A 19,647-nucleotide genomic window follows, 5' to 3' on the forward strand; every position below is an offset into this window, starting at 1 on the left:
TTATCCACCCGTTGCCGCGGGCATGTCCTCCCGCGCCCCGCCGTGACAGGGCGCCCTGCCGGTCACAATGGGCGGCGCCCGCGGGGGCGCGTGATAGCAATGGGACTGATGAAAGCATATTTCCGTCCGGCCGAGCCGCGGCACCCGTGAACACCATCCTGGCGAAGGTGCCCCGCAGCTGGATCCTGCTGGCGGCGATCGGGCTCATTGCCCTGAACATGCGCGGCCCGTTCGTGGCCGTGGCGCCGGTGGTCGGGCTGATGCAGCAGGAGCTCGGCTTCTCCCCGGTGGAACTGGGCTTCCTCACCGGCATCCCGGTGCTGTGCTTTGCCCTGGCTTCGCCGCTGGCCTCCCTGGCCGGCCGCAAGCTGGGCGCGGAAGTCGCCATCACCCTCACCCTGCTGGGCGTGCTGCTGGGCGTGATGGTCCGCTCGGCGGGCAACGGCGCCGTCGTCATGCTGGGCACCGTCATTCTGGGCGTGGCGATCACCATCGGAAACATCGTGGTGCCGCTGATCATCCGCCGGGACTTTGCCCCGGCCCGGCAGGGCACGGCGATGGGCATCTACACGGCTGCCCTGAACATCGGTTCATTTGTTACCGCCATGGTCATGGTGCCGCTGGCCGACCTGCTCGGCTGGCGGCTGGCCCTGGCCGCCTGCGGTCTTTTCGCCGTCGCGGCCCTGGCGGTCTGGGTGCTGGCCTTCGGCGGCCGCGCGTTCCGGCCCGCTCCGGTCCCGGGCTCCGAGCCCGCCCGCACCGGTGCCAAGCCGGCGTCCCGCTGGATCACCGTCGCGCTGACCGCAGGCTTCGCCGGGCAGGCGTTCTCCTACTACGGGGTAACCGCCTGGCTGCCCAGCATCCTCGCCGACGAACTCGACATGACGGCCGCCCAAGCCGGCGCAGGGTCCTCGCTGTTCCAGATCCTCGCCATCGTGGGCGGACTGGGCGTCCCGTTTGCGGCCCGCTTCGCCAGTACGACGGCGGTGGGGCTCACCCTCGGTCTGCTGTGGCTGACGGTTCCGCTGGGCCTGCTGCTGGCGCCGGAGCTGTGGTGGCTGTGGTCCTCGTTCGGAGGTGTCGCCCAGGGCGGCGGCATCACCCTGATCTTCATCGCCATCATCCGGCTGGCCCGGGACCAGGCATCGGCGGGGCGGATGTCCGCTGTCGTGCAGGGGGTGGGCTACTCCTTCGGTGCCCTCGCCCCGACCCTGCTGGGCTACGCCAACGGTGCCACCGGCTCCTGGACCGGACCGCTGCTGATGGTGCTCGGCTCGGTGGCCCTGTTCATCCTGGGCACCGCCTTCTCGCTGCGGCACGTCCCCAAACCGCACTGAACGACGTCGAGGTGACAGATAATGCCCATGTCCGTTGCGAACATGGGCATTAGCTGTCACCTCGACGTCGTTGTCAGGTTTTCCGTCGCTGGGCCGCCGCCCCGGATCTCGGGGTGCCTGTTGCGAAGGGCCCGGCAGCCCAGCAAACGGAATTCTGCGCCTCCCTGCCCTTAGGCCGGGACCAGTGCGGGGTCCTCGCTGGGGGCGTCAGCTCCGTCCCGGGCCTCGTGCAGGAACCGGTCGTAGGCCGGCAGGGTCAGGAACGCCGGGAACGCCGCCGTCAGCGTCACTTCCTCGAAGATGTCCCGCGCGTCGGCGAAGCGGTCGCCTTCGAAGCGTTCCAGCCTGGCGAACTCCTCGTCCAGCATGTCCTCCACCCACTCGCGGGTGACCACGTCGCCCTGGTCCGTGATGGCCCGGGAGAAGATCCACTGCCACAGCTGCGAGCGGGAGATCTCGGCGGTGGCGGCGTCCTCCATGAGGTTGTGGATGGCAACAGCGCCGTTGCCGCGGAGCCAGGACTCGATGTAGCGGATGCCGACCTCGATGTTGTTCCGGATGCCCTGTTCAGTGATGGTGCCGGTGGTGGCGGCGATGTCGATCAGTGCACGGTCATCCGGGGTGACGTCGTCGCGGAGGCGGTCCAGCTGGTTCGGGCGGTCGCCGAGGACGCCGTCGAACACCTCGCGACACACGGGGACCAGGTCCGGGTGCGCCACCCACGAACCGTCGAAGCCGTCGTTCGCCTCGCGGGTCTTGTCTGCGCGGACCTTCTCGAGGGCGATGGCGTTGGCTTCCGCGTCCTTGCGGTTGGGAACAGCTGCCGCCATGCCGCCGATCGCCATCGCGCCGCGCTTGTGGCAGGCGCGGACCAGCTGTTCGGTGTAGGCGCGCATGAACGGCTGGGTCATGGTGACCTGGCTGCGGTCCGGCAGCACGAAGCGGGGGCCGCGGGTGCGGAAGTTCTTGATGAGGGAGAAGATGTAGTCCCATCGGCCGGCGTTCAGGCCCGCGGCGTGGTCCCGCAGTTCGTAGAGGATCTCCTCCATCTCGAAGGCGGCGGTGATGGTCTCGATCAAGACGGTGGCGCGGATGGTGCCCTGCGGGATGCCCAGCAGGTCCTGGGCGAGGATGAAGATGTCGTTCCACAGCCGGGCTTCGAGGTGGTTCTCGATCTTCGGCAGGTAGAAGTACGGGCCCTTGCCCTGGGCGATCAGGCGGCGGGCGTTGTGGAAGAAGTACAGGCCGAAGTCCACGATGCCGCCGGCGATCGGGGTGCCGTCAATGAGCATGTGCTTTTCCGGCAGGTGCCAGCCGCGGGGACGGACCACGATCGTGGGCAGTTCCTCGGCGGCGCGGAGCTTGTATTCCTTGCCCTCCGGCGACGTGAAGTCGATCCGGCGCTCCAGCGCGTCGGTCAGGTTGAGCTGGCCCTGGATGACGTTGCGCCACGACGGGGTGGACGAGTCCTCCATGTCAGCGAGCCACACCTTGGCGCCGGAGTTCAGCGCGTTGATGGTCATTTTCTTGTCCACCGGGCCGGTGATCTCGACGCGGCGGTCCGTGAGGCCCGGGGCCGGGGGAGCAACCCGCCAGTTGGGGTCGTTTCGGACGGACTCGGTCTCGCGGAGGAACCGCGGGTCCTGGCCCTTGCCGATCTGCTGGCGACGGTCCCGGCGGGCCTGCAGCAGCTCCAGCCGGCGTCCCGCCGTCGCCTTGTGCAGCTTGGCAACAAACGCCAGCGCGTCCGGAGTAAGAACCTCGCCCTGCCGGCAGATCGGCTGGGCGGTCAATGTAATTCCATTGATGGTGAAGTTGTCAGTGAAGCTGTTCATTTCATTTGCTCCTCAAAGCAAGAAGGAAGTTCGACGGCGGTTGGTGACGTACGCACGAGGCCGAAGGTGCCGGTATTGCGGCAGCCTGCGTAAAAGGGGCCCTGTGGCCGGCTTCGTCCTCGCTCAGCGAGGTAAGAAGCCGGCCACGGGGAATAGCAGGCAGAGCAATGCCGGACCGAAGGCCGGACGCAAGCGCCGCCGTCGTAAGCGTTAGTGGAACTGGCCCTCTTCGGTCGATCCGACCAAGGCGAGGGTGGATGCGTTCGGGTTGAGCGCGGTGGCGATGTCGTCGAAGTAGCCGGTGCCGACTTCGCGCTGGTGCTTGGTTGCGGTGTAGCCGCGGGACTCGGAGGCGAATTCCTTTTCCTGGAGCTCGACGTAGGCGCTCATGCCTTCACGGGCGTAACCGTGGGCGAGGTCGAACATCGAGTAGTTCAGGGCGTGGAAGCCGGCCAGGGTGATGAACTGGAAGGTGAAGCCCATGGCGCCGAGCTCGCGCTGGAACTTGGCGATCGTGGCGTCGTCGAGGTGCTTCTTCCAGTTGAACGAGGGGGAGCAGTTGTAGGAGAGCATCTGGTCCGGGAAGTCGGCCTTGACGGATTCGGCGAACTTGCGGGCCAGTTCCAGGTCCGGGGTGCCCGTTTCCATCCAGATGAGGTCGGAGTACGGGGCATAGGCCTTGGCGCGGGCGATGCAGGGTTCGATTCCGTTGCGGACCTTGTAGAAGCCCTCCGCCGTGCGCTCGCCGGTGATGAATTCCTGGTCCCGCTCGTCGACGTCGGAGGTGATCAGGGTTGCTGCCTCGGCGTCGGTGCGGGCGATGATGACGGACGGCGTGCCGGCGACGTCGGCTGCCAGCCGGGCGGCGTTCAGGGTGCGGATGTGCTGCTGGGTGGGGATCAGGACCTTGCCGCCGAGGTGGCCGCACTTCTTCTCCGAAGCGAGCTGGTCCTCCCAGTGCACGCCCGAGGCGCCGGCCTGGATCATGGACTTCATCAGTTCGTAGGCGTTGAGCGGGCCGCCGAAGCCGGCCTCGGCGTCGGCGACGATCGGGACCATCCAGTCCTCCACGGTCTGCACGCCCTCTGAGAACTCAATCTGGTCGGCGCGGAGCAGGGCGTTGTTGATGCGGCGGACCACGGTGGGCACCGAGTTGGCCGGGTACAGGGACTGGTCCGGGTAGGTGTGGCCGGAGTTGTTGGCGTCGGCGGCGACCTGCCAGCCGGAAAGGTAGATGGCGCGAAGGCCGGCTTTGACCTGCTGCACGGCCTGGTTGCCGGTGAGGGCGCCGAGGGCGTTGGTGTACTTGCCTTCCTGGTGCTCTTCAGTCAGCTGCTTCCACAGCTTCTCGGAGCCGCGGCGGGCCAGGGTGTGCTCCTCGGAGACGCGGCCGCGGAGGCGGACGACGTCGGACGCCTTGTAGTCGCGGGTGACACCTTCCCAGCGCGGGTTGGCGGACCACTCGAGCTCCAGGGCGGCGGCCTGCTCTTCGGGCGTCTGCTGGGTGGGCTCAAATGCTGCAGTCATCTTTGTCTCCTTGGTGGGGGTCCGGGCCGGCGGGGCCGCTGCTCTGCGGTCCGACGGATGATCCGGAGCTGTGTAACTCTTTCCGTGAGAACTACTTTTCTGCACTTTCCAAGGGCTTTCTAGACCAAAAGTCTAGAAAGAAACGCACTTCTTCGCGTATTCTCAAAAAATGCATCCCGCCAGCTGGAACCGCCCCGTCTCGTCGCCGTCGTCCGTTACGCCCGAGGTGGACGTCATCAGCATGGGCCGCCGCGTCCGCCACCTCCGGAAGGCCGCCGGGCTGACGCTCGATGACCTGAGCGCCACGGTGGGTACGGCCCCCAGCCAGCTGAGCCTGATCGAGAACGGCAAGCGCGAGCCGAAACTCGGCCTGCTCCAGCAGCTCGCGGCGGCGTTGGGCGTCAGCATTGACGAACTGCTCGGCGCGGAGCCGCCCAACCGCAGGGCAGCCCTCGAAATCGAGCTGGAACGCTACCAGCGCAGCCCCCTTTACGAGTCCCTCAACCTGCCCAAGATCCGCATCAGCTCGCGCCTGCCGATGGATGTGCTCGAGTCAATGGTGGGGCTGCAGCACGAGCTGGAACGCCGCCTGAACGAGCAGGTTGCGACGCCGGAAGAGGCCCGCCGCGCCAACGGCGAGCTGCGCGCCATGATGCGCGAGCGGAACAACTACTTCCCGGAGTACGAGGCAGAGGCGCAGAAGGTCCTCGCCTCCGTGGGGCACACGTCCGGCCCGCTGTCCCATCACGTCATCGCGGACATCGCAGAGCACCTCGGGTTCAGCCTCCACCACGTGGGCGACCTGCCGCATTCCACCCGCTCGGTGACGGACCTGAAGAACCGCCGGATTTACCTCACACAGAATGCGCGCAGCGACCACGACCCCCGGTCGGTGCTGCTGCAGGCGCTGGGTCACTACGTTCTGGGCCACCAGACCCCCACGAACTACGGGGATTTCCTGATGCAGCGCGTGGCGACCAACTACTTCGCTGCCGCGCTCCTGCTCCCGGAACAGGCAACGGTGGACTTTCTCCAGAAGGCCAAGCAGGCGAAGGAGATCGCCGTGGAGGACATCCGGGACGCGTTCGCGGTGTCCTACGAGACCGCCGCGCACCGCTTCACCAACCTCGCCACCCAGCACCTGGACCTGCGCACGCACTTTCAGAAAACGCACAAGAGCGGAATCATCTACAAGGCCTACGAGAACGACGGCGTGACGTTCCCGCAGGACCACACGGGCGCCATCGAGGGCCAGCCGTCCTGCAAGAACTGGACGTCCCGGGTGGTGTTCGACGTGCCGGACAAGTTCAGCGCCTACAACCAGTACACGGACACACCCGCCGGCACCTACTGGTGCACGGCCCGGACCGAACGGTCCGCCAATGGCGAGTTCTCGCTGTCGGTGGGGGTGCCCTATGCGCAGGTGAAGTGGTTCCGCGGCCGCGACACCACGGAGCGCTCCAAGTCCACCTGCCCGGATGAGAACTGCTGCCGCAGGCCCCCGGCCGCCCTGACGTCCGAGTGGGCCGGGAATGCCTGGCCGTCGGCCCGGGCGCACTCGCACCTGCTGGCTGCGATGCCGCCCGGCGCCTTCCCCGGCGTGGACGAGACCGAGGTCTACTCCTTCCTGCAGGCACACTCCGGCAACTGATTGCAACCCCGTCCACGACGCTACCTTTTACCCGTCGCCGGCTCGCACGCCCTACGGCTCAGCATTTTCCAGGGGTATCCGGGGTGACAGGACGCGATGTAAATTCCGATAGCGTACTTCGCTCCCGGACCAGCGGCCCGTTTCCCTCAGAAAATGTAGAAACTCATGAAGGGAAGCGCAGAAAAGCGGTGCAAGGCCGTCATCACTCTCATCCAACGCCTCGACGAACTTGGCTATGCGTACGGGGTCCATGGCGGTTACCTGGCCGCCGGAGGCATTGGTATAAATCGGTAAGAATGTGGACAACTGCACCAGCACGATAGGTTCCGGCAATGTTCCGCGCTCGCGATGCCACGTCATAAATGCGATCAGGGAACCCAGCGCCTGGTCCCGGCACAACGCTCGGGCACCTGGACTGCCGGCTGGTTTCCCGGCCTGGTGCCCTCCAGAGCTTCGACGTGCCGGACGGCGCCGGGATTTGTTAGCCACAATCGATCCTTACGGTGGAAGTGAGGCGGACTGCCTACCAAGAACGCTACGAGTGGGAACACCGGGCCTCAATGGTGGGCCAGCCGTATGTGGAAAATGGGCCCCAACGGCAACCTGTAGAACGCCGTCACCAATCACCCCTGGAACCCGCGCGGAGGCAGCGGACTATATTGGCCAGTGACAGCTCATCGATCCACCTCGCGGGAGCGTGCACCCATGGCCAAGGAACTTGCAACCCAGCTCATCGAACAACTCCAGGCTGCCGGCGTGCAGCGCATCTACGGGATTGTCGGCGACAGCCTGAACCCGATCGTGGACGCCGTCCGGAAGACTGGCGGCGCGGCGAAGGGCGGAATCGACTGGATCCACGTCCGGCACGAGGAGGCCGCCGCGTTCGCGGCCGCGGCGGAGGCGCAGCTGACCGGGCGTCTTGCGGTCTGCGCCGGATCCTGCGGCCCCGGCAACCTGCACCTGATCAACGGACTCTACGACGCCAACCGCTCCGGCGCCCCGGTGCTGGCCATCGCCTCGCACATTCCCAGCAAACAAATCGGCAGCAGCTTCTTCCAGGAAACCCACCCGGACCGCCTGTTCAATGAGTGCTCGGTCTACTCCGAGCTGATCAGCACCGCGGAACAAGCCCCGAGGGTCATGCACAGCGCAATCCAGCACGCCGTCGGGCTGCGGGGCGTCGCCGTCGTGACCCTGCCCGGCGACATCGCCGACCTCGAAGCGGCAGCACCAACCCCCGCCGCCGCGGCGTTCCGCCCGGCGGCGCTGGTGCCGGACCCCGCCAGCGTTCGGGAACTGGCCGACGCCATCAACGCTGCGGACAAAGTGGCGATCTTTGCCGGGGCCGGCGTCGAGGGCGCCCATGACGAGGTGATCGCCCTGGCGGAAGCCGTGAACGCCCCGATCGGGCATTCCCTCCGCGGCAAGGACTTTATGCAGTACGACAACCCCTACGACATCGGCATGACGGGGCTGCTGGGCTACGGCGCCGCGGCCGAGGGCATCGAGGACGCGGACCTGCTGATCCTGCTCGGTACGGACTTCCCGTACGACCAGTTCCTGCCCGGAACCCGCACGGCGCAGGTGGACCGGGCGGCGCAGAACCTGGGCCGGCGGACCGACGTCGACGTTGCGGTCCATGGGGACGTGCTGCCCACCCTGGCTGCCCTGATGCCCTTGATCCGGCCAAAGAAGAGCCGCCGCTTCCTCGATGCGATGCTCAAGAAGCATGACCGACTGATGAACAAGGCCGTCGGCGCCTACACCCGCAAGGTGGAAACCAAGGAGCCGATCCACCCTGAATTTGCCGCCTCGGTGCTGGACCAGGTCGCGGCCAAGGACGCGGTCTTTACCGCGGACACGGGCATGTGCAACGTGTGGACCGCGCGGTACATCAACCCGCTGGGCACCCGCCGGCTGATCGGCTCGTACCTGCACGGGTCCATGGCCAACGCCCTGCCCCACGCGATCGGCGCCCAGTTGGCCTACCCGGGGCGCCAGGTGGTGTCGGTCTCGGGCGACGGCGGCCTGTCCATGCTGCTGGGGGAGCTCATTACAGTCGCGGCACACCGGCTCCCGGTCAACGTGGTGGTGTTCAACAACTCCACCCTGGGCATGGTCAAGCTGGAGATGCTGGTGGACGGGCTCCCCGACTTCGGCGTGGACGTCCCCGACGCCAACTACGCCGCGGTTGCCCGGGCCCTGGGATTCCACGCCGTCCGCGTCACCGACCCCTCCCGCATCGAGGCCGCGTACCGCGAAGCCTTCGCCCACCCCGGACCCTCCCTCGTGGAGCTCATCACCGACCCCAAGGCGCTGTCCCTGCCGCCGAAGATCAAAGGCGCGCAGGTCCTGGGCTTCGCCACGGCCATGTCCAAAGTGGTCCTCAACCGGGGCGCCGGCGAGGCCGTCAGCATGGCCCGGAGCAACCTGCGCTACATCCCGCGGCCGTAACGCGCCCTTCGCCGAGGCCGAATACGTCTGACTTCGCCGGAAGCGTGCGAGATCGCCGGTAGCTTCCGGCGAACTCGCGCGTTTTCGGCGACTTCGGTCGCTACCCGCGCTGCACCCCTGTACCAAAACGGCGTCAAATCGTGACCCGGGCGTGGTCGCTTTTCTCCGGAGGCTAATGATTGACTGGCCCCAAGCGGGAGCCCCGCCTTCCCACTCATATGCCGGCCTTGGGGACGCTATGAAACAGAAGACCACAGCGCGGCTGGTTGCCGCGGCGGGTGCCCTTGCGCTGGTTTTGACGTCCTGTTCCGCCACCCCGCCGGCGATGGTGAAGGCCGACGGCGTGGAACGCGTATCGGCGGATCGGGCCGCCTATCCGGGTGAGCTGGCCCAGCTCCGGGCGTCGGCGCGGAAGCTGGGGGCTGCACTTCTGGCTGACGGCGGGGACGCCGGAAACGAAAATGTGGTTTCGTCCCCGGGCAGCCTGCTGATTGCCCTGGCCATGCTCCGGGCAGGGGCATCCGGGGGCACTGCTGCCGAGATGGACAGCGTACTGGGCTTCCCTACGGAGCGCCGCGACGAAGCCGTGAACGCCCTGCTGGCATCCCTGGAGGCCTTCGACGGCGACCCCGGCTCGGTGGATGAAAAGGACCCTCCGCGCCGGCCGGTCCTGCACACGGCAAACGCCCTGTTCGTGGACAAGGGCGAACCCACCGGGGAGGGCTATCTGCAGTCCTTGGCCCGGCATTACGGGGCCGGTGTATACCCGGTGGACTTCCAGGATGAGGCCGCCACGAAACCGGCGATCGACGCCTGGGCGAACAAGAACACCGGGGGACAGATCAAGAAGGCGCCCGCGCAGTACGACGGCAGGGACACGTTCAGCGTGCTGAATGCGGTGTATTTCGCCTCGGCCTGGAAGGCCCCCTTCGACCCGGCCGACACCGCCGAACTGCCCTTCACGACGTCCGACGGCGGGCAGGTCTCCGTCCCCACAATGTCGGGGGTCCAGGACCTTGCCTTCGCCGAGGGTGCCGGATGGCGGGCCGTCGACCTGCCCTATGCCGAGGGATTTGTGATGCGGCTCGTGCTGCCGGACGCCGGGGCTCTGAGGCCGGGCGCGCAGGACCTCACCGACGCTGCTCTCGCGCTCGAAACCGCCGCCCCGGCCCCCGTGCAAATCATGTTGCCGAAGTGGGAGCAGGGGAGCGGCTTTGACCTGCGCAAAGTCTTCACCGAACTTGGGCTGCAGGAAATGCTCAATACCGGGACGGACTTTAATTCGATTCAAACCGGCCTTAGGATCCAGTCGGCAGCACAATCCGCCAAGATCACCGTGGCGGAGAAGGGCACGGTTGCCGCCGCCGTAACCCAGATCAACGCGCGGGCCGTCAGCGGCGTGGCGGCGACGACGGTGATCCATTTCGACCGGCCGTTCCAGTACGAAATCATCCATGCCGAGACAGGACTGCCCCTTTTTATGGGCAGGGTGTCCGATCCCCGCTCATCTTGAGACGCTCCCCCGGATTCTGCAGGGAAAACCTAACGATGCCTCAGCACCTGGGGGAGCGTCTTCGGTATTTCGGCCAGACGTTGGGGAGCGTCTCCGGTTTTTCCGCCAGACCTGAGGGAGCGTGGGGTGGGGGGAGGGTTAGCGCGGGCCGCCCTGCCAGAGCGCGTCGAACGGCGCCCCCGAGGCCACCCGGTTCCGGATGCCCGCAGTGACAAACTCCTTGGCCGTCCGTGCCGCCTCAAGCGGGGTGGAACCCTTGGCCAGCTCGGCCGTCACGGCAGCGGCCAGCGAGCAGCCGGCGCCCGATACCGCCACGTCGCCCACCTTCGGGGCGGACAGGACCTCCAGCGTCTCGCCGTCGTAGTAAACGTCGACGGCGTCCGGCCCGGCCAGGCGCACGCCGCCCTTGGCGAGCACCGCGGCGCCGCTGAGCTCGTGGATCCGGACCGCAGCGGCCTTGAGCGATTCAAGGTCGGTGATTTCCAGTCCGGAGAGGGATTCCGCCTCGAAGTGGTTCGGTGTGACAAACGTGGCCAGCGGCAGGATCTGCCCCTTGAGTGCCTGGTCCGTGTCGAGGGCGTGGCCAGGTTCCTGGCCCTTGCAGATCAGCACCGGATCCAGCACCACGTTCTTGAAAGCGGACGCGGCCAGAGTCGTCGCCACCGTCGAAATGGTCGCGGGGCTGCCCAGCATCCCGATCTTCACGGTGTCCAGAACGGACGGCGCGCCGGACGCGGCGCCGTAGGCCGCCGTCGTCGCCTCCAGCTGGTGCGCGATGACTTCCGGGTCGACCGGGACAAAGCGGTGGTTCCAGTTGTCCTTCGGATCGAAGGACACGATGCAGGTCAGGTTGGCGATGCCGAACACGCCGAGTTCCTGGAAGGTCTTCAGATCGGCCTGCGCGCCGGCGCCGCCGGTCGCTTCGGAGCCGGCGATGGTGAGGGCGACGGCGGGAGCGTCGCCAGCGGGAACGGTGGCCGCCAGGGCGGCGGAGTCAGAGGCGGTGGAGGTCATGGTCCCATCCTGCCACTCCCGGAAAACCGGCCGCATTGTGCGTATGACCAATATGACCAAAACCCGAGTGTTCCGGGTCACCGGGAATATGGTGTCGGACGGCGTTGCTTCCTTTCGGCGCCGGATCCAGGAAGGTTCATTGATGAGCACCCAGCTGTCCGAATCGGCACAGACCAGACGAGCGGTAAGCAATATCCTCAAAGGCTCTGCCGGCAATCTCGTTGAGTGGTTCGACGTCTACATCTACACGGCATTCTCTGCATATTTTGCCGTCCACTTCTTCAGCTCCAAGGACCCGCTCCAGAGCAACCTGGAAGCGATGGCCGTCTTTGCGGTCACGTTCCTGATGCGTCCGATCGGCGCCTGGTTCTTTGGCCGCTACGCGGACCGCAACGGCCGGAAAGCCGCGCTGACCCTGAGCGTGACCATGATGTCTGCAGGCTCCTTCGCCATCGCATTGCTCCCCACCAAAGAAGTCATCGGCATCTGGGCGCTGGTGCTTCTGGTGCTGATCCGACTGTTGCAGGGCTTCTCAGTGGGCGGAGAGTACGGCACCAGCGCCACGTACATGTCAGAAGCCGCCACCGCCAAGCGCCGCGGCTTCTTCTCCAGCTTCCAGTACGTCACCCTCATCGGCGGTCAGATGTCGGCGCTGCTGGTCCTCGTTGTCCTGGAACGAACCCTCGGCAAGGACGCTCTGGGTGAGTGGGGCTGGCGGATTCCGTTCGCGATCGGCGGTATAGCGGCGCTCGTGGTCTTCTGGATCCGCCGATCCATGGAGGAAACAATCTCTGCGGAGCAAGCTGCCGCCGCCAAGGCCGGGGCAGCAGGAAGTGAAGCCCAGCCGGGAACCTTGAAACTGCTGTTCACAAAGCACTGGAAGTCCCTGCTCATCTGCATCGGCGTGACACTGGGCGGCACGATGGCGTTCTACACGTACACCAACTTCACGTTGTCCTTCATGCAGAACACCAGCGGCATCCCCAAGGAAAGCACGTCCGTCATCAGCTTCTGGGCGCTGTTTATCTTCATGCTGCTGCAGCCCGTATACGGCATGATTTCGGACCGCGTAGGCCGTAGGCCGCTGCTCCTCTGGTTTGGAATCAGCGGCGTGCTGCTGACCTGGCCGCTGCTGTCCGCACTGGCCGGGACCAAGGACCCGTTCACTGCGTTCCTGCTGATGATGGGCGGCCTGCTGATCGTCGGCGGCTACACCTCCATCAACGCCCTGGTGAAGGCTGAGCTTTTCCCCGCTTCCATCCGTGCCCTCGGCGTCGGCCTCGGTTACGCGATCGCCAACTCGCTCTTCGGCGGCACCACACCGCTTGTGGGGGCAGCGTTCCAAAAAGCCGGCCAGGTGGAATTGTTCTTCACCTACATCACTGTGGGCATCGGCATTTCGCTGCTGGTCTACATCTTCGCGTTGAAGAACAAGAAGTCCACGCACCTGGACCACGAACAGGGCCACGCCTGGGAGCCGGCAGCAGTTGACGCTGCCGCGGCCGGCCGCCGGGATGACGACAAGGACCTCGTCGACGCCTCCCGCCGGTAGCATGGCGAGCCGCTGAATTGGCGGCGCACGACGGCGGCGCGCACGACGGCGGGTTGCCGGCACCCGGACTTCGGTTCGGCAGCCGGCGGCCCGCCGTCGTCGTTAGCGGCCGGAACCCGCCCCGGCCTCCGGCAGGGCGCGGTCGGCTACGAGGAAGGCGGTGGAGCCGTCCGCGGAATGCCGGTACGCCACGAGGTGCGCCAGCGCGGCGACAGCCAGCGCGGTACCGGCCATCTCAAGGGATTCTTCAATCAGGGTGAGCAGGAAGAACTGCCAGGGCAGGGCCTCGCCCTCGAGGAAAAGCCCGGACAGCGTCTCGACGCCGACGCCTCCTCCCACAAAAAACACGCCTGCCGTCAGCAGCGCCGCCCGGGGCATCGCCGGCAGTGCCAGCACCATCCTCAGCAGCGAGAGAACAATCAGGCCGGCAATCAGGACCCCGGGCAGGACCCACGTGAAGCCCAGCTGCACGGGAAGGTACCTGGCCAGCTCGTTCCCGATCACGTCGAGCCGTTCGTGCAGTTCCAGGGTCTCGTCGATGGAAAAGACGATGCAGACAACAGCAAACAGCGCCCAGGAGCGGCGGTGCCTGGAGGCGCGGCGGGCAAAGTATCCGGCAAGAAGTCCCGCGGTGATCCACAGCCCGGCGCTGAACCAGGTGGGCACGTTGATTTCGCGGCCCACGTCGAAAAAGTAAAACCAGAACCTGGCGGTTTCCACGTGTTCCGGCGGCGCCCACTGCGTCGCAAATGCCAGCGAGCCGCTGATCAGACTCAGGATGGCGACCGGAATCATCAGATAGGCGAACGAGCGCCAAAGGCTGATTCTTCGCCACGGTGCGGCTTCCACCGGAGCTGCCGGCCCCTCGGCGCTGTCTTCGGAGGCGGCGGTCCGCACCGGACCGTCGCCCCGGGTAAAACCGCTGTCCCTGAAGGAATCGGAGGCCATGCCGCCATCCTAGCCGGGCAGCGCGCCCGCGCCGGGGAGGCGGGCACCCGTGGCACCGCCGCCCAGCGCCGGAGCCTGCGCCGGGGTGAGAGAATGGAAGGCGGTTCCGGCGGTCAGCCCTTCCGGGCCGTCCAGTGCTAATACAGCCGGCTGTTCGGGGCCTCCGCCAGGCGCCCGGGCCGAGCGAACCACTATGAATGGAATACCCATGACTTCCGCCCAGATTTCCCCGGCCGCGGCACCGCCAAAATTCGCCTCGATCGGCTCCCCTTACTTCGGCATCCTGCTGGCGGTGATGTCAGTGGTGCTGATCCTGTCCAACATCGGGGCATCCAAGGGTGTCGCCATCGGCCCGATCATCACCGACGGCGGCTTCTTCCTCTTCCCGCTGGCCTACATCCTGGGTGACGTCATCAGCGAGGTCTACGGGTTCAAAGTGGCGCGCAAGGCCATCTTCACCACCTTCGCCCTCTCGATCTTTGCCTCCCTTTGCTACTGGGTCATCATCGTCCTGCCGGGTTTCGACGACGACTTTGGCGCCGCCAAGCAGGCAGCGCTGGAAGGCGCGCTGGGGCCCGTCCCGCAGATCGTTCTAGCCTCCCTGCTCGCCTTCCTGGCCGGGCAGACGCTCAACGCCTGGATCCTCGTGAAGATGAAGGCACGGACAGGGGAGAAGTCCCTCTGGGCCCGCATCATGGGATCCTCGGTGGCCGGCGAGTTCGTGGACACCCTGATCTTCTGCAGCATCGCGGCGTCCGTGATCGGTATTGCCGACGTCGGCACGTTCGTGAACTACGTCGCTGTGGGCTTCCTCTACAAGACGCTGGTGGAGTTCCTCTTCGTCCCGGTCACCGCCGGCGCAATCGGCTGGATCAAGAAGCGCGAACCGAGCTACGGGGCGTAGGGCGGCGCCACGCGGCTCCTACGCCGGTTTGAGCGTGCCTCCGGCGCTACCCCTGCGCCGGAGTCGCCGGAAACAGTTGGGGTCGCCGGAATTTTCCGGCGATCTCGGGCAGTTCCGTCGAACCGGCGTCCGGGTTTCAGCCACGGGAGCGGGAATTCAGGGCGCGAAGGACGCGTTCCTTGAATTCCCGCTCCTGGAACAGGTCCCTCCACTCAATACGGACAAACACCCAGCCAGCTTCAGTCAAGGCCTTTTCCCTGCGCCGTTCCTCGAAGAGCACCTCGGGTGTGGGGCTGTAGTCAAAGTACTTGGACTTTCCGTCGAATTCGAGCGCCACCTTGTCCTTCTTCCACGCGAAGTCCAGCCGGTGGCGCCCGGCCCGGCTTGACACTTCAACCTGCAGGTCCGGAGGCCTGATCCGCAATCTGAAAAGTAGCTCGCGCGTCAGGGTTTCCCCGGCGGATTCGGACCGCGGGTCGGCTGTCGCGAGGGCGCGGCGGAATGTCCGGATCCCCCTGCGGCCGTCCAGTGCGTCTGCCATGGCCTGCAATGTCATTGGGTCCGCGCCCAGCCGAAGCGCGTGGTCTGTGACGATCAACGCCTGCCTGTAGTTCAGCATCATTGCGCAGTCGGCGACGGTGCGCTCCAGGGACGTGGCGTGGAGCCCGTTGATCGCAGTTACGTCGCGATCGGTGAAGGGGCGTGTGTGGCAGCGCACGTCCTTGCCGTGGCTCTCGTTCGAGGGGCGCCCTTTCTGGAGGATGTGGATCTCATCGCCCACACCCCACAACTGCAGGCGGCGGAGGCGGGCTGCGGAGGTGTGGCTGTAGAGGAACCGACCGGCCGAGGTCGTCCGCGTTCCGTGGTCATGGGCGTAGATTCGCTGCCTGCTCCGGGCTTCCGGCGACAGGGCTCTCCACACACTGGCCCGGAAATAGCAGCCGTACCGGAGCCGGACGAGGGTTCCCGCCTCAAGGTGCAAGCGGAGGGCCCGGGGACCATAGCCAAGTTCCAGAAGCTCTTCGGTGCGCCAAAGGTTGCCTGTCGCCGGCAACACGCTCGTATGCAATGTGGTCATGCCACCAGCTTCGGCCGCTGCTGACTCGGCCGGCAGCTCCCGGATTGGCTATGTGGAAAACCCGAGATCGCCGGAGACTCTCAAGGTCGCCGGAAAATTTCGGCGACCTTGAGAGTCTCCGGCGAATTCGGGACATACCGGCGACGGCGGGCGTTGAGATCGCAGCCGGCGACATGCCGACTCTGCGCTGATCTTTGGTACTTCGAGTGTGGCGACAGCCTCGTCCTGCGGAGCGTTGCTAGTCGCCGACGGTCCGCTCGGAGCCGAGGTCGCGGAGCATGACGAGCTCGCCTCGGCCATCCGGTAGCAGATCGCCGGATTCGTGGCACACGGTGAAGCCGTTCCTCTCATAGCTGCGTCGGGCTGCGACATTCTCCGGCATCACGGACAGGGCGAGTGTGGCCGCGCCAGTTCCCGCCGCCCAACGCGCGACCGCCGTGATGAGCGCAGTTGCGACACCACGGCCGCGCACGGCAGGGGCGACCCACATCGAGATGAGCTCGGCGCACCCCACCCGTTGTCCCGCTGCGAAGCGCGAAATCGCCGGAAGCCTGCCAGATCGCCGGAACGTTCCGGCGAATCCGCACGATTCCGTCGAATTCGACGACGGGGCCGCGGCCGGGTTCGACGGCGGGACAGCGTCGGGGCGGGCCGGGCTAGGAGTAGTAGTTCGCCAGGGTCTCGGCCTTGAACTCGAAGAAGTTGCCCGCCTCGATGGCCAGGCGCGCGTCGTCGACCATCTTCACCACAAAGCGCTCGTTGTGGATCGAGATCAGGGTCGCCGAGACCATCTCCTTGGCCTTGAACAGGTGGTGGATGTAGGCCCGTGAATAGTTCAGGCAGGCATAGCAGTCGCAGCCTTCCTGCAGCGGGCCGAAGTCACGCTTGTACATGGCGCCGGAGAGGTTGTACCGGCCGGTGGGGTGGTAGAACGCCGAGTTGCGGGCCACCCGGGTGGGGGAGACGCAGTCGAACGTGTCCGCACCGTTCTCGATGGCGGTGAAGATGTCGTCCGGTTCCGAGATGCCCAGGAGGTGCCGGGGCTTGTTCTCCGGCAGTTCCTCGTTGCACCATCGCACAATGGTGCCGAGGTTTTCCTTCTCCAGGGCACCGCCGATCCCGAACCCGTCGAAGTTCATGGCGCCCAAGTCCCGGCAGGCCTTGCGGCGCAGGTCCTCGTACTGCGCGCCCTGGATGACCCCGAACAGGGCCTGGTAAGGCTTGCCCGCACGCTCTTCCGTGAGCCGGAAGTGCTCCGTGATGCAGCGCTCGGCCCACCGGCGGGTGCGTTCCAGCGATTCCTCCTGGTAGCCGCGGGAGTTCTGCAGCGTGGTCAGCTCGTCGAACGCGAACATAATGTCCGCGCCGATCTGGTGCTGGACGTTCATGGAGATCTCGGGGCTGAAGCGGTGCCGGTCGCCGTTGAGGTGGCTCTTGAACCACACGCCTTCCTCGTCGACGTGGGCCAAGCGCTCCTTGCCGGGGGCGACGGCGTCGTCCGGTCCGGAATTGTCGACCGATTTCATGTCGATGACCTTCTTGAACCCCGACCCCAGGCTCATCACCTGGAAGCCGCCGGAATCAGTGAAGGTGGGCCCGCGCCAGTTCATGAACGCGCCCAGCCCGCCGGCTTCGTCCAGGATGTCCGCGCCGGGCTGCAGGTAAAGATGGTAGGCGTTGGCCAGGACGGCCTGCGCGCCGAGCTCCGCGACGGACTCCGGCAGCACCGACTTCACCGTGGCCTTCGTGCCCACCGCGATGAACGCGGGGGTCTGGATCTCACCGTGCGGGGTGGTGATGGTGCCGGTGCGGCCCAGGAATTCCCCGCCGTTTTCGGCGACCTGCGCGGGCGACGGCCGGCAGCTTTCGCTCAGGCGTTTGCCCACGCGGAAGGAAAACTCGGACTGCTGGGCCGGCAGGAGCGGCGGCACGGGTGATTCAGTATTCGCTGGCACCGTTCAAGTGTGCCAGCTAACAGCCCGCAACCCTTAGTGCAGGGGATCGGATGTGGGGTAGTTCTCAGCCCGCCAGGTGTCCCAGTAGTCGCGGATCGACTCGAGCTGGTGCGCTCCGAGGTCGTAGGTGGAGACAATCACCAGCGACCCGCCCTCGGGCCTGATGTCCTTGATGGCCGGCTGGTCCGCCACGATCACAAGGCCTTCGCCGTGCTCGGCATAGTGATGGACGGTGAGGCCCACCTGGTGGTTGCTGCGGAACCAGACCTTCCCGGAGACCTCCTCGCCCGTGGCCAGGGTCAGCGAGTACGGCTCACCGGGCGCCGGAACGTCGGACAAGCCCAGCTTTTCAATCGCGGACCCCTCGTTCCCGGGGACGGAGAAGAAAAATGTCCGGCGCTTGCCGTGCGGGTGCCGTTCAAGGGCGAACCGGAGCTGCTGGATGAACGTCAGCCAGCCCTGGGTGATGTCCTCGTCCCAGGCGGCCCATTCCGAATTGTGGTCCACCGCGGCGCGGGTGACGCTGAGTTCCGTGCCGGCCGGGACGGGTTTCAGCGTGAACACGTCCCCGCCGTCGACCACCAGGGAGGTGTGGTCGGCGCTCTCGATGACATTGGGGCTGAAGTAGATCTCGTTGATCTCGGCCGCCTGGTCGTCGGCCTGCCAGCCGTGCCACTGGGCAACCAAGGCGGGCTCGCGCAGCATCGTCCAAACCTGCTGCGCGTCAGAGTTGATCACAACGCTCAGATTGTTCGTCATGGGGTGAAATCTACCCCTGCCCGGCCGGGCAGGGGTAGGGTCCTAACGCCTCAGGAGCGGACGGACTCGAGTTCGTTGCCGATCCGGCGGTCCAGCTCCGGCGCGCCGATGGTTTCCGACCCGCCGTGGGCCCGCAGGAACAGCAGCGCCTCGAGCCGCAGCAGCCGCCACTCGCGCTCCGCATCCGGATTCGAGTTGTCCATCGCGCGGAAAATTTCCTTGTCGTACAGGTTCGGTTCGTTGAGGGACCGCTGGCGGACCTTGGCGTTGATTCTGGCCTTGAACGGATCCGTTTCCATCGCGTCGGGGGCACGGAGGAACTTCTCGTAGACGGCGGCCCGCTCTTCCTGGCCGAGCTGGCGGCAGATGTAGCTGGACAGGGCCAGTGATGCTTCCACCGAGGCCCAGCGGCCGCGGTTGCCGTCGAAAGGAAGCACGTTCAGCAGATCGGCCACGGCGAGGGCGTTCTCGGCGTCCTTGAGGATGATGAACAGCTCCTGCGCAAGGTCGCTGAGATCTTTGAGGCAGCTCCCGGACTTGGTGTTGATGCCCTTGGCCAGCCGCTCGCCGAGCAGCAGCACCCCTACCGACTTCGGGTGCGCACCGGCCGCCGCTTTCACCACCGACTCGGGAGTGCCGTTGACCGCCGGAATCAGCGCCAGGTCCTCTTCGCTGGGCCCGCTGATCACGGGCGGAACGGGCGGGACGGGCGGCAGGGGAGGTACGACGACGGCGGCGGCGCCTTCCGCGGGGATGCTTTCCTGCACGGCGGCGTCGCTCGGGGCCTCGTTGTCAGCGGCCGGTTCGACGAGCTGCAACGGGGCGGCGGCATCCCCGGACGGGGCGTCGTCCGTCCCGGCGCCCTCCTCCAGGACCAGGACGGTGGAGGCCGCCGCGATCCGCAGCCCGCCGCCGCCGGTGAGGGTCGCCAGGACCATGGCGGGGGTGCCGAAATCGTCGGTCTCGACGTCGACGCGCTGGACTTCGGCGGAGCGGTTGCCGTCGGGCAGGAGCAGATGATCGCCGCTCTGCAGAGCTCCCGCCTGCTGTTCGACGTAGTTCGGGGCGGACGGGGGGTGGGTCATCTGGAATCCTTAAATTTCTTCTTTGGTCCGCCCAT

16 protein-coding genes are annotated in these 19,647 nt (G+C 66.4%); 6 read left to right on the forward strand and 10 right to left on the reverse strand.

The features are described 5' to 3' along the window. Positions 1-146: 146 nt before the first annotated feature. Positions 147-1,337 carry an MFS transporter gene (locus ACTWQD_RS03485; protein WP_443194788.1) on the forward strand — a complete coding sequence of 397 codons (1,191 nt, stop codon included), beginning with the start codon at positions 147-149 and terminating at the stop codon, positions 1,335-1,337. A gap of 170 nt (positions 1,338-1,507) precedes the next feature. Here ACTWQD_RS03485 and aceB read toward each other — a convergent pair whose 3' ends face one another. Both aceB and aceA read right to left on the reverse strand, forming a co-directional pair. Next, complete coding sequence (aceB, locus tag ACTWQD_RS03490; RefSeq protein ID WP_443194789.1) at positions 1,508-3,172, reverse strand: malate synthase A; 1,665 nt, start codon at positions 3,170-3,172, stop codon at positions 1,508-1,510. A 210-nt stretch (positions 3,173-3,382) separates the two neighbouring features. Beyond that, complete coding sequence (gene aceA, locus ACTWQD_RS03495; RefSeq protein ID WP_443194790.1) at positions 3,383-4,699, reverse strand: isocitrate lyase; 1,317 nt, start codon at positions 4,697-4,699, stop codon at positions 3,383-3,385. A 169-nt stretch (positions 4,700-4,868) separates the two neighbouring features. Between aceA and ACTWQD_RS03500 the strand changes: the two genes are divergently transcribed. Continuing rightward, the gene (locus tag ACTWQD_RS03500) at positions 4,869-6,350 is read left to right on the forward strand and encodes a helix-turn-helix domain-containing protein (protein WP_443194791.1); all 1,482 of its coding nucleotides are present in this window, start codon (positions 4,869-4,871) and stop codon (positions 6,348-6,350) included. 51 nt (positions 6,351-6,401) lie between these two features. Here ACTWQD_RS03500 and ACTWQD_RS03505 read toward each other — a convergent pair whose 3' ends face one another. Continuing rightward, entirely contained in the window at positions 6,402-6,839 is a 438-nt protein-coding gene (locus tag ACTWQD_RS03505) for a hypothetical protein (RefSeq protein ID WP_443194792.1), read from the reverse strand. Positions 6,840-7,055: 216 nt separating this feature from the next. Between ACTWQD_RS03505 and ACTWQD_RS03510 the strand changes: the two genes are divergently transcribed. Both ACTWQD_RS03510 and ACTWQD_RS03515 read left to right on the forward strand, forming a co-directional pair. Continuing rightward, positions 7,056-8,804 carry a pyruvate dehydrogenase gene (locus tag ACTWQD_RS03510; RefSeq protein ID WP_443194793.1) on the forward strand — a complete coding sequence of 583 codons (1,749 nt, stop codon included), beginning with the start codon at positions 7,056-7,058 and terminating at the stop codon, positions 8,802-8,804. Between the two features lie 238 nt (positions 8,805-9,042). Continuing rightward, positions 9,043-10,317 (forward strand): serpin family protein, encoded by a 1,275-nt coding sequence (locus tag ACTWQD_RS03515; protein WP_443194794.1) that lies wholly within the window; start codon positions 9,043-9,045, stop codon positions 10,315-10,317. 138 nt (positions 10,318-10,455) lie between these two features. Here the strand turns inward: ACTWQD_RS03515 and ACTWQD_RS03520 are convergent, their stop codons facing one another. Further along, positions 10,456-11,331, reverse strand: coding sequence for a hydroxymethylpyrimidine/phosphomethylpyrimidine kinase (locus ACTWQD_RS03520; protein ID WP_443194795.1), 876 nt, complete (start codon positions 11,329-11,331; stop codon positions 10,456-10,458). Positions 11,332-11,473: 142 nt separating this feature from the next. On the opposite strand from ACTWQD_RS03520, the gene ACTWQD_RS03525 reads away from it, so the two are divergent. Next, a complete protein-coding gene (locus tag ACTWQD_RS03525; RefSeq protein WP_443194796.1) occupies positions 11,474-12,883 on the forward strand; it encodes an MFS transporter in 1,410 nt (469 codons plus the stop codon). Between the two features lie 102 nt (positions 12,884-12,985). Here the strand turns inward: ACTWQD_RS03525 and ACTWQD_RS03530 are convergent, their stop codons facing one another. Then, positions 12,986-13,831: a hypothetical protein gene (locus ACTWQD_RS03530; RefSeq protein WP_443194797.1), complete on the reverse strand. Its 846-nt coding sequence runs from the start codon at positions 13,829-13,831 to the stop codon at positions 12,986-12,988. A gap of 208 nt (positions 13,832-14,039) precedes the next feature. On the opposite strand from ACTWQD_RS03530, the gene ACTWQD_RS03535 reads away from it, so the two are divergent. Then, positions 14,040-14,735, forward strand: coding sequence for a queuosine precursor transporter (locus ACTWQD_RS03535; protein WP_443194798.1), 696 nt, complete (start codon positions 14,040-14,042; stop codon positions 14,733-14,735). A gap of 136 nt (positions 14,736-14,871) precedes the next feature. Here ACTWQD_RS03535 and ACTWQD_RS03540 read toward each other — a convergent pair whose 3' ends face one another. The 5 genes from ACTWQD_RS03540 to ACTWQD_RS03560 all read right to left on the reverse strand — a co-directional run bounded on the left by ACTWQD_RS03540 (position 14,872) and on the right by ACTWQD_RS03560 (position 19,612). Then, positions 14,872-15,813: a type IV toxin-antitoxin system AbiEi family antitoxin domain-containing protein gene (locus ACTWQD_RS03540; RefSeq protein ID WP_443194799.1), complete on the reverse strand. Its 942-nt coding sequence runs from the start codon at positions 15,811-15,813 to the stop codon at positions 14,872-14,874. 238 nt (positions 15,814-16,051) lie between these two features. Beyond that, on the reverse strand, positions 16,052-16,354 hold the full coding sequence (locus ACTWQD_RS03545; RefSeq protein ID WP_443194916.1) for a GNAT family N-acetyltransferase: 303 nt from the start codon (positions 16,352-16,354) through the stop codon (positions 16,052-16,054). A gap of 115 nt (positions 16,355-16,469) precedes the next feature. After that, complete coding sequence (gene tgt, locus ACTWQD_RS03550; protein ID WP_443194800.1) at positions 16,470-17,768, reverse strand: tRNA guanosine(34) transglycosylase Tgt; 1,299 nt, start codon at positions 17,766-17,768, stop codon at positions 16,470-16,472. A gap of 33 nt (positions 17,769-17,801) precedes the next feature. After that, positions 17,802-18,527 carry an SRPBCC domain-containing protein gene (locus ACTWQD_RS03555; RefSeq protein ID WP_443194801.1) on the reverse strand — a complete coding sequence of 242 codons (726 nt, stop codon included), beginning with the start codon at positions 18,525-18,527 and terminating at the stop codon, positions 17,802-17,804. Between the two features lie 50 nt (positions 18,528-18,577). Next, positions 18,578-19,612, reverse strand: a complete 1,035-nt coding sequence (locus tag ACTWQD_RS03560) for a DUF6707 family protein (RefSeq protein ID WP_443194802.1) — start codon at positions 19,610-19,612, stop codon at positions 18,578-18,580. Positions 19,613-19,647 lie beyond the last annotated feature (35 nt).

Source organism: Pseudarthrobacter sp. 1C304 (assembly GCF_052245515.1).
Lineage (GTDB): Bacteria > Actinomycetota > Actinomycetes > Actinomycetales > Micrococcaceae > Arthrobacter.

What these genes read in the sequence shown, in the direction of transcription:
- ACTWQD_RS03560 (WP_443194802.1), bottom strand. Translation starts at nt 19,612, where the DNA reads ATGACCCACCCCCCGTCCGCCCCGAACTACGTCGAACAGCAGGCGGGA.
- ACTWQD_RS03525 (WP_443194796.1), top strand. Translation starts at nt 11,474, where the DNA reads ATGAGCACCCAGCTGTCCGAATCGGCACAGACCAGACGAGCGGTAAGC.
- ACTWQD_RS03520 (WP_443194795.1), bottom strand. Translation starts at nt 11,331, where the DNA reads ATGACCTCCACCGCCTCTGACTCCGCCGCCCTGGCGGCCACCGTTCCC.
- ACTWQD_RS03530 (WP_443194797.1), bottom strand. Translation starts at nt 13,831, where the DNA reads ATGGCCTCCGATTCCTTCAGGGACAGCGGTTTTACCCGGGGCGACGGT.
- aceB (WP_443194789.1), bottom strand. Translation starts at nt 3,172, where the DNA reads ATGAACAGCTTCACTGACAACTTCACCATCAATGGAATTACATTGACC.
- ACTWQD_RS03510 (WP_443194793.1), top strand. Translation starts at nt 7,056, where the DNA reads ATGGCCAAGGAACTTGCAACCCAGCTCATCGAACAACTCCAGGCTGCC.
- ACTWQD_RS03535 (WP_443194798.1), top strand. Translation starts at nt 14,040, where the DNA reads ATGACTTCCGCCCAGATTTCCCCGGCCGCGGCACCGCCAAAATTCGCC.
- ACTWQD_RS03500 (WP_443194791.1), top strand. Translation starts at nt 4,869, where the DNA reads ATGCATCCCGCCAGCTGGAACCGCCCCGTCTCGTCGCCGTCGTCCGTT.
- ACTWQD_RS03515 (WP_443194794.1), top strand. Translation starts at nt 9,043, where the DNA reads ATGAAACAGAAGACCACAGCGCGGCTGGTTGCCGCGGCGGGTGCCCTT.
- ACTWQD_RS03555 (WP_443194801.1), bottom strand. Translation starts at nt 18,527, where the DNA reads ATGACGAACAATCTGAGCGTTGTGATCAACTCTGACGCGCAGCAGGTT.
- ACTWQD_RS03540 (WP_443194799.1), bottom strand. Translation starts at nt 15,813, where the DNA reads ATGACCACATTGCATACGAGCGTGTTGCCGGCGACAGGCAACCTTTGG.
- aceA (WP_443194790.1), bottom strand. Translation starts at nt 4,699, where the DNA reads ATGACTGCAGCATTTGAGCCCACCCAGCAGACGCCCGAAGAGCAGGCC.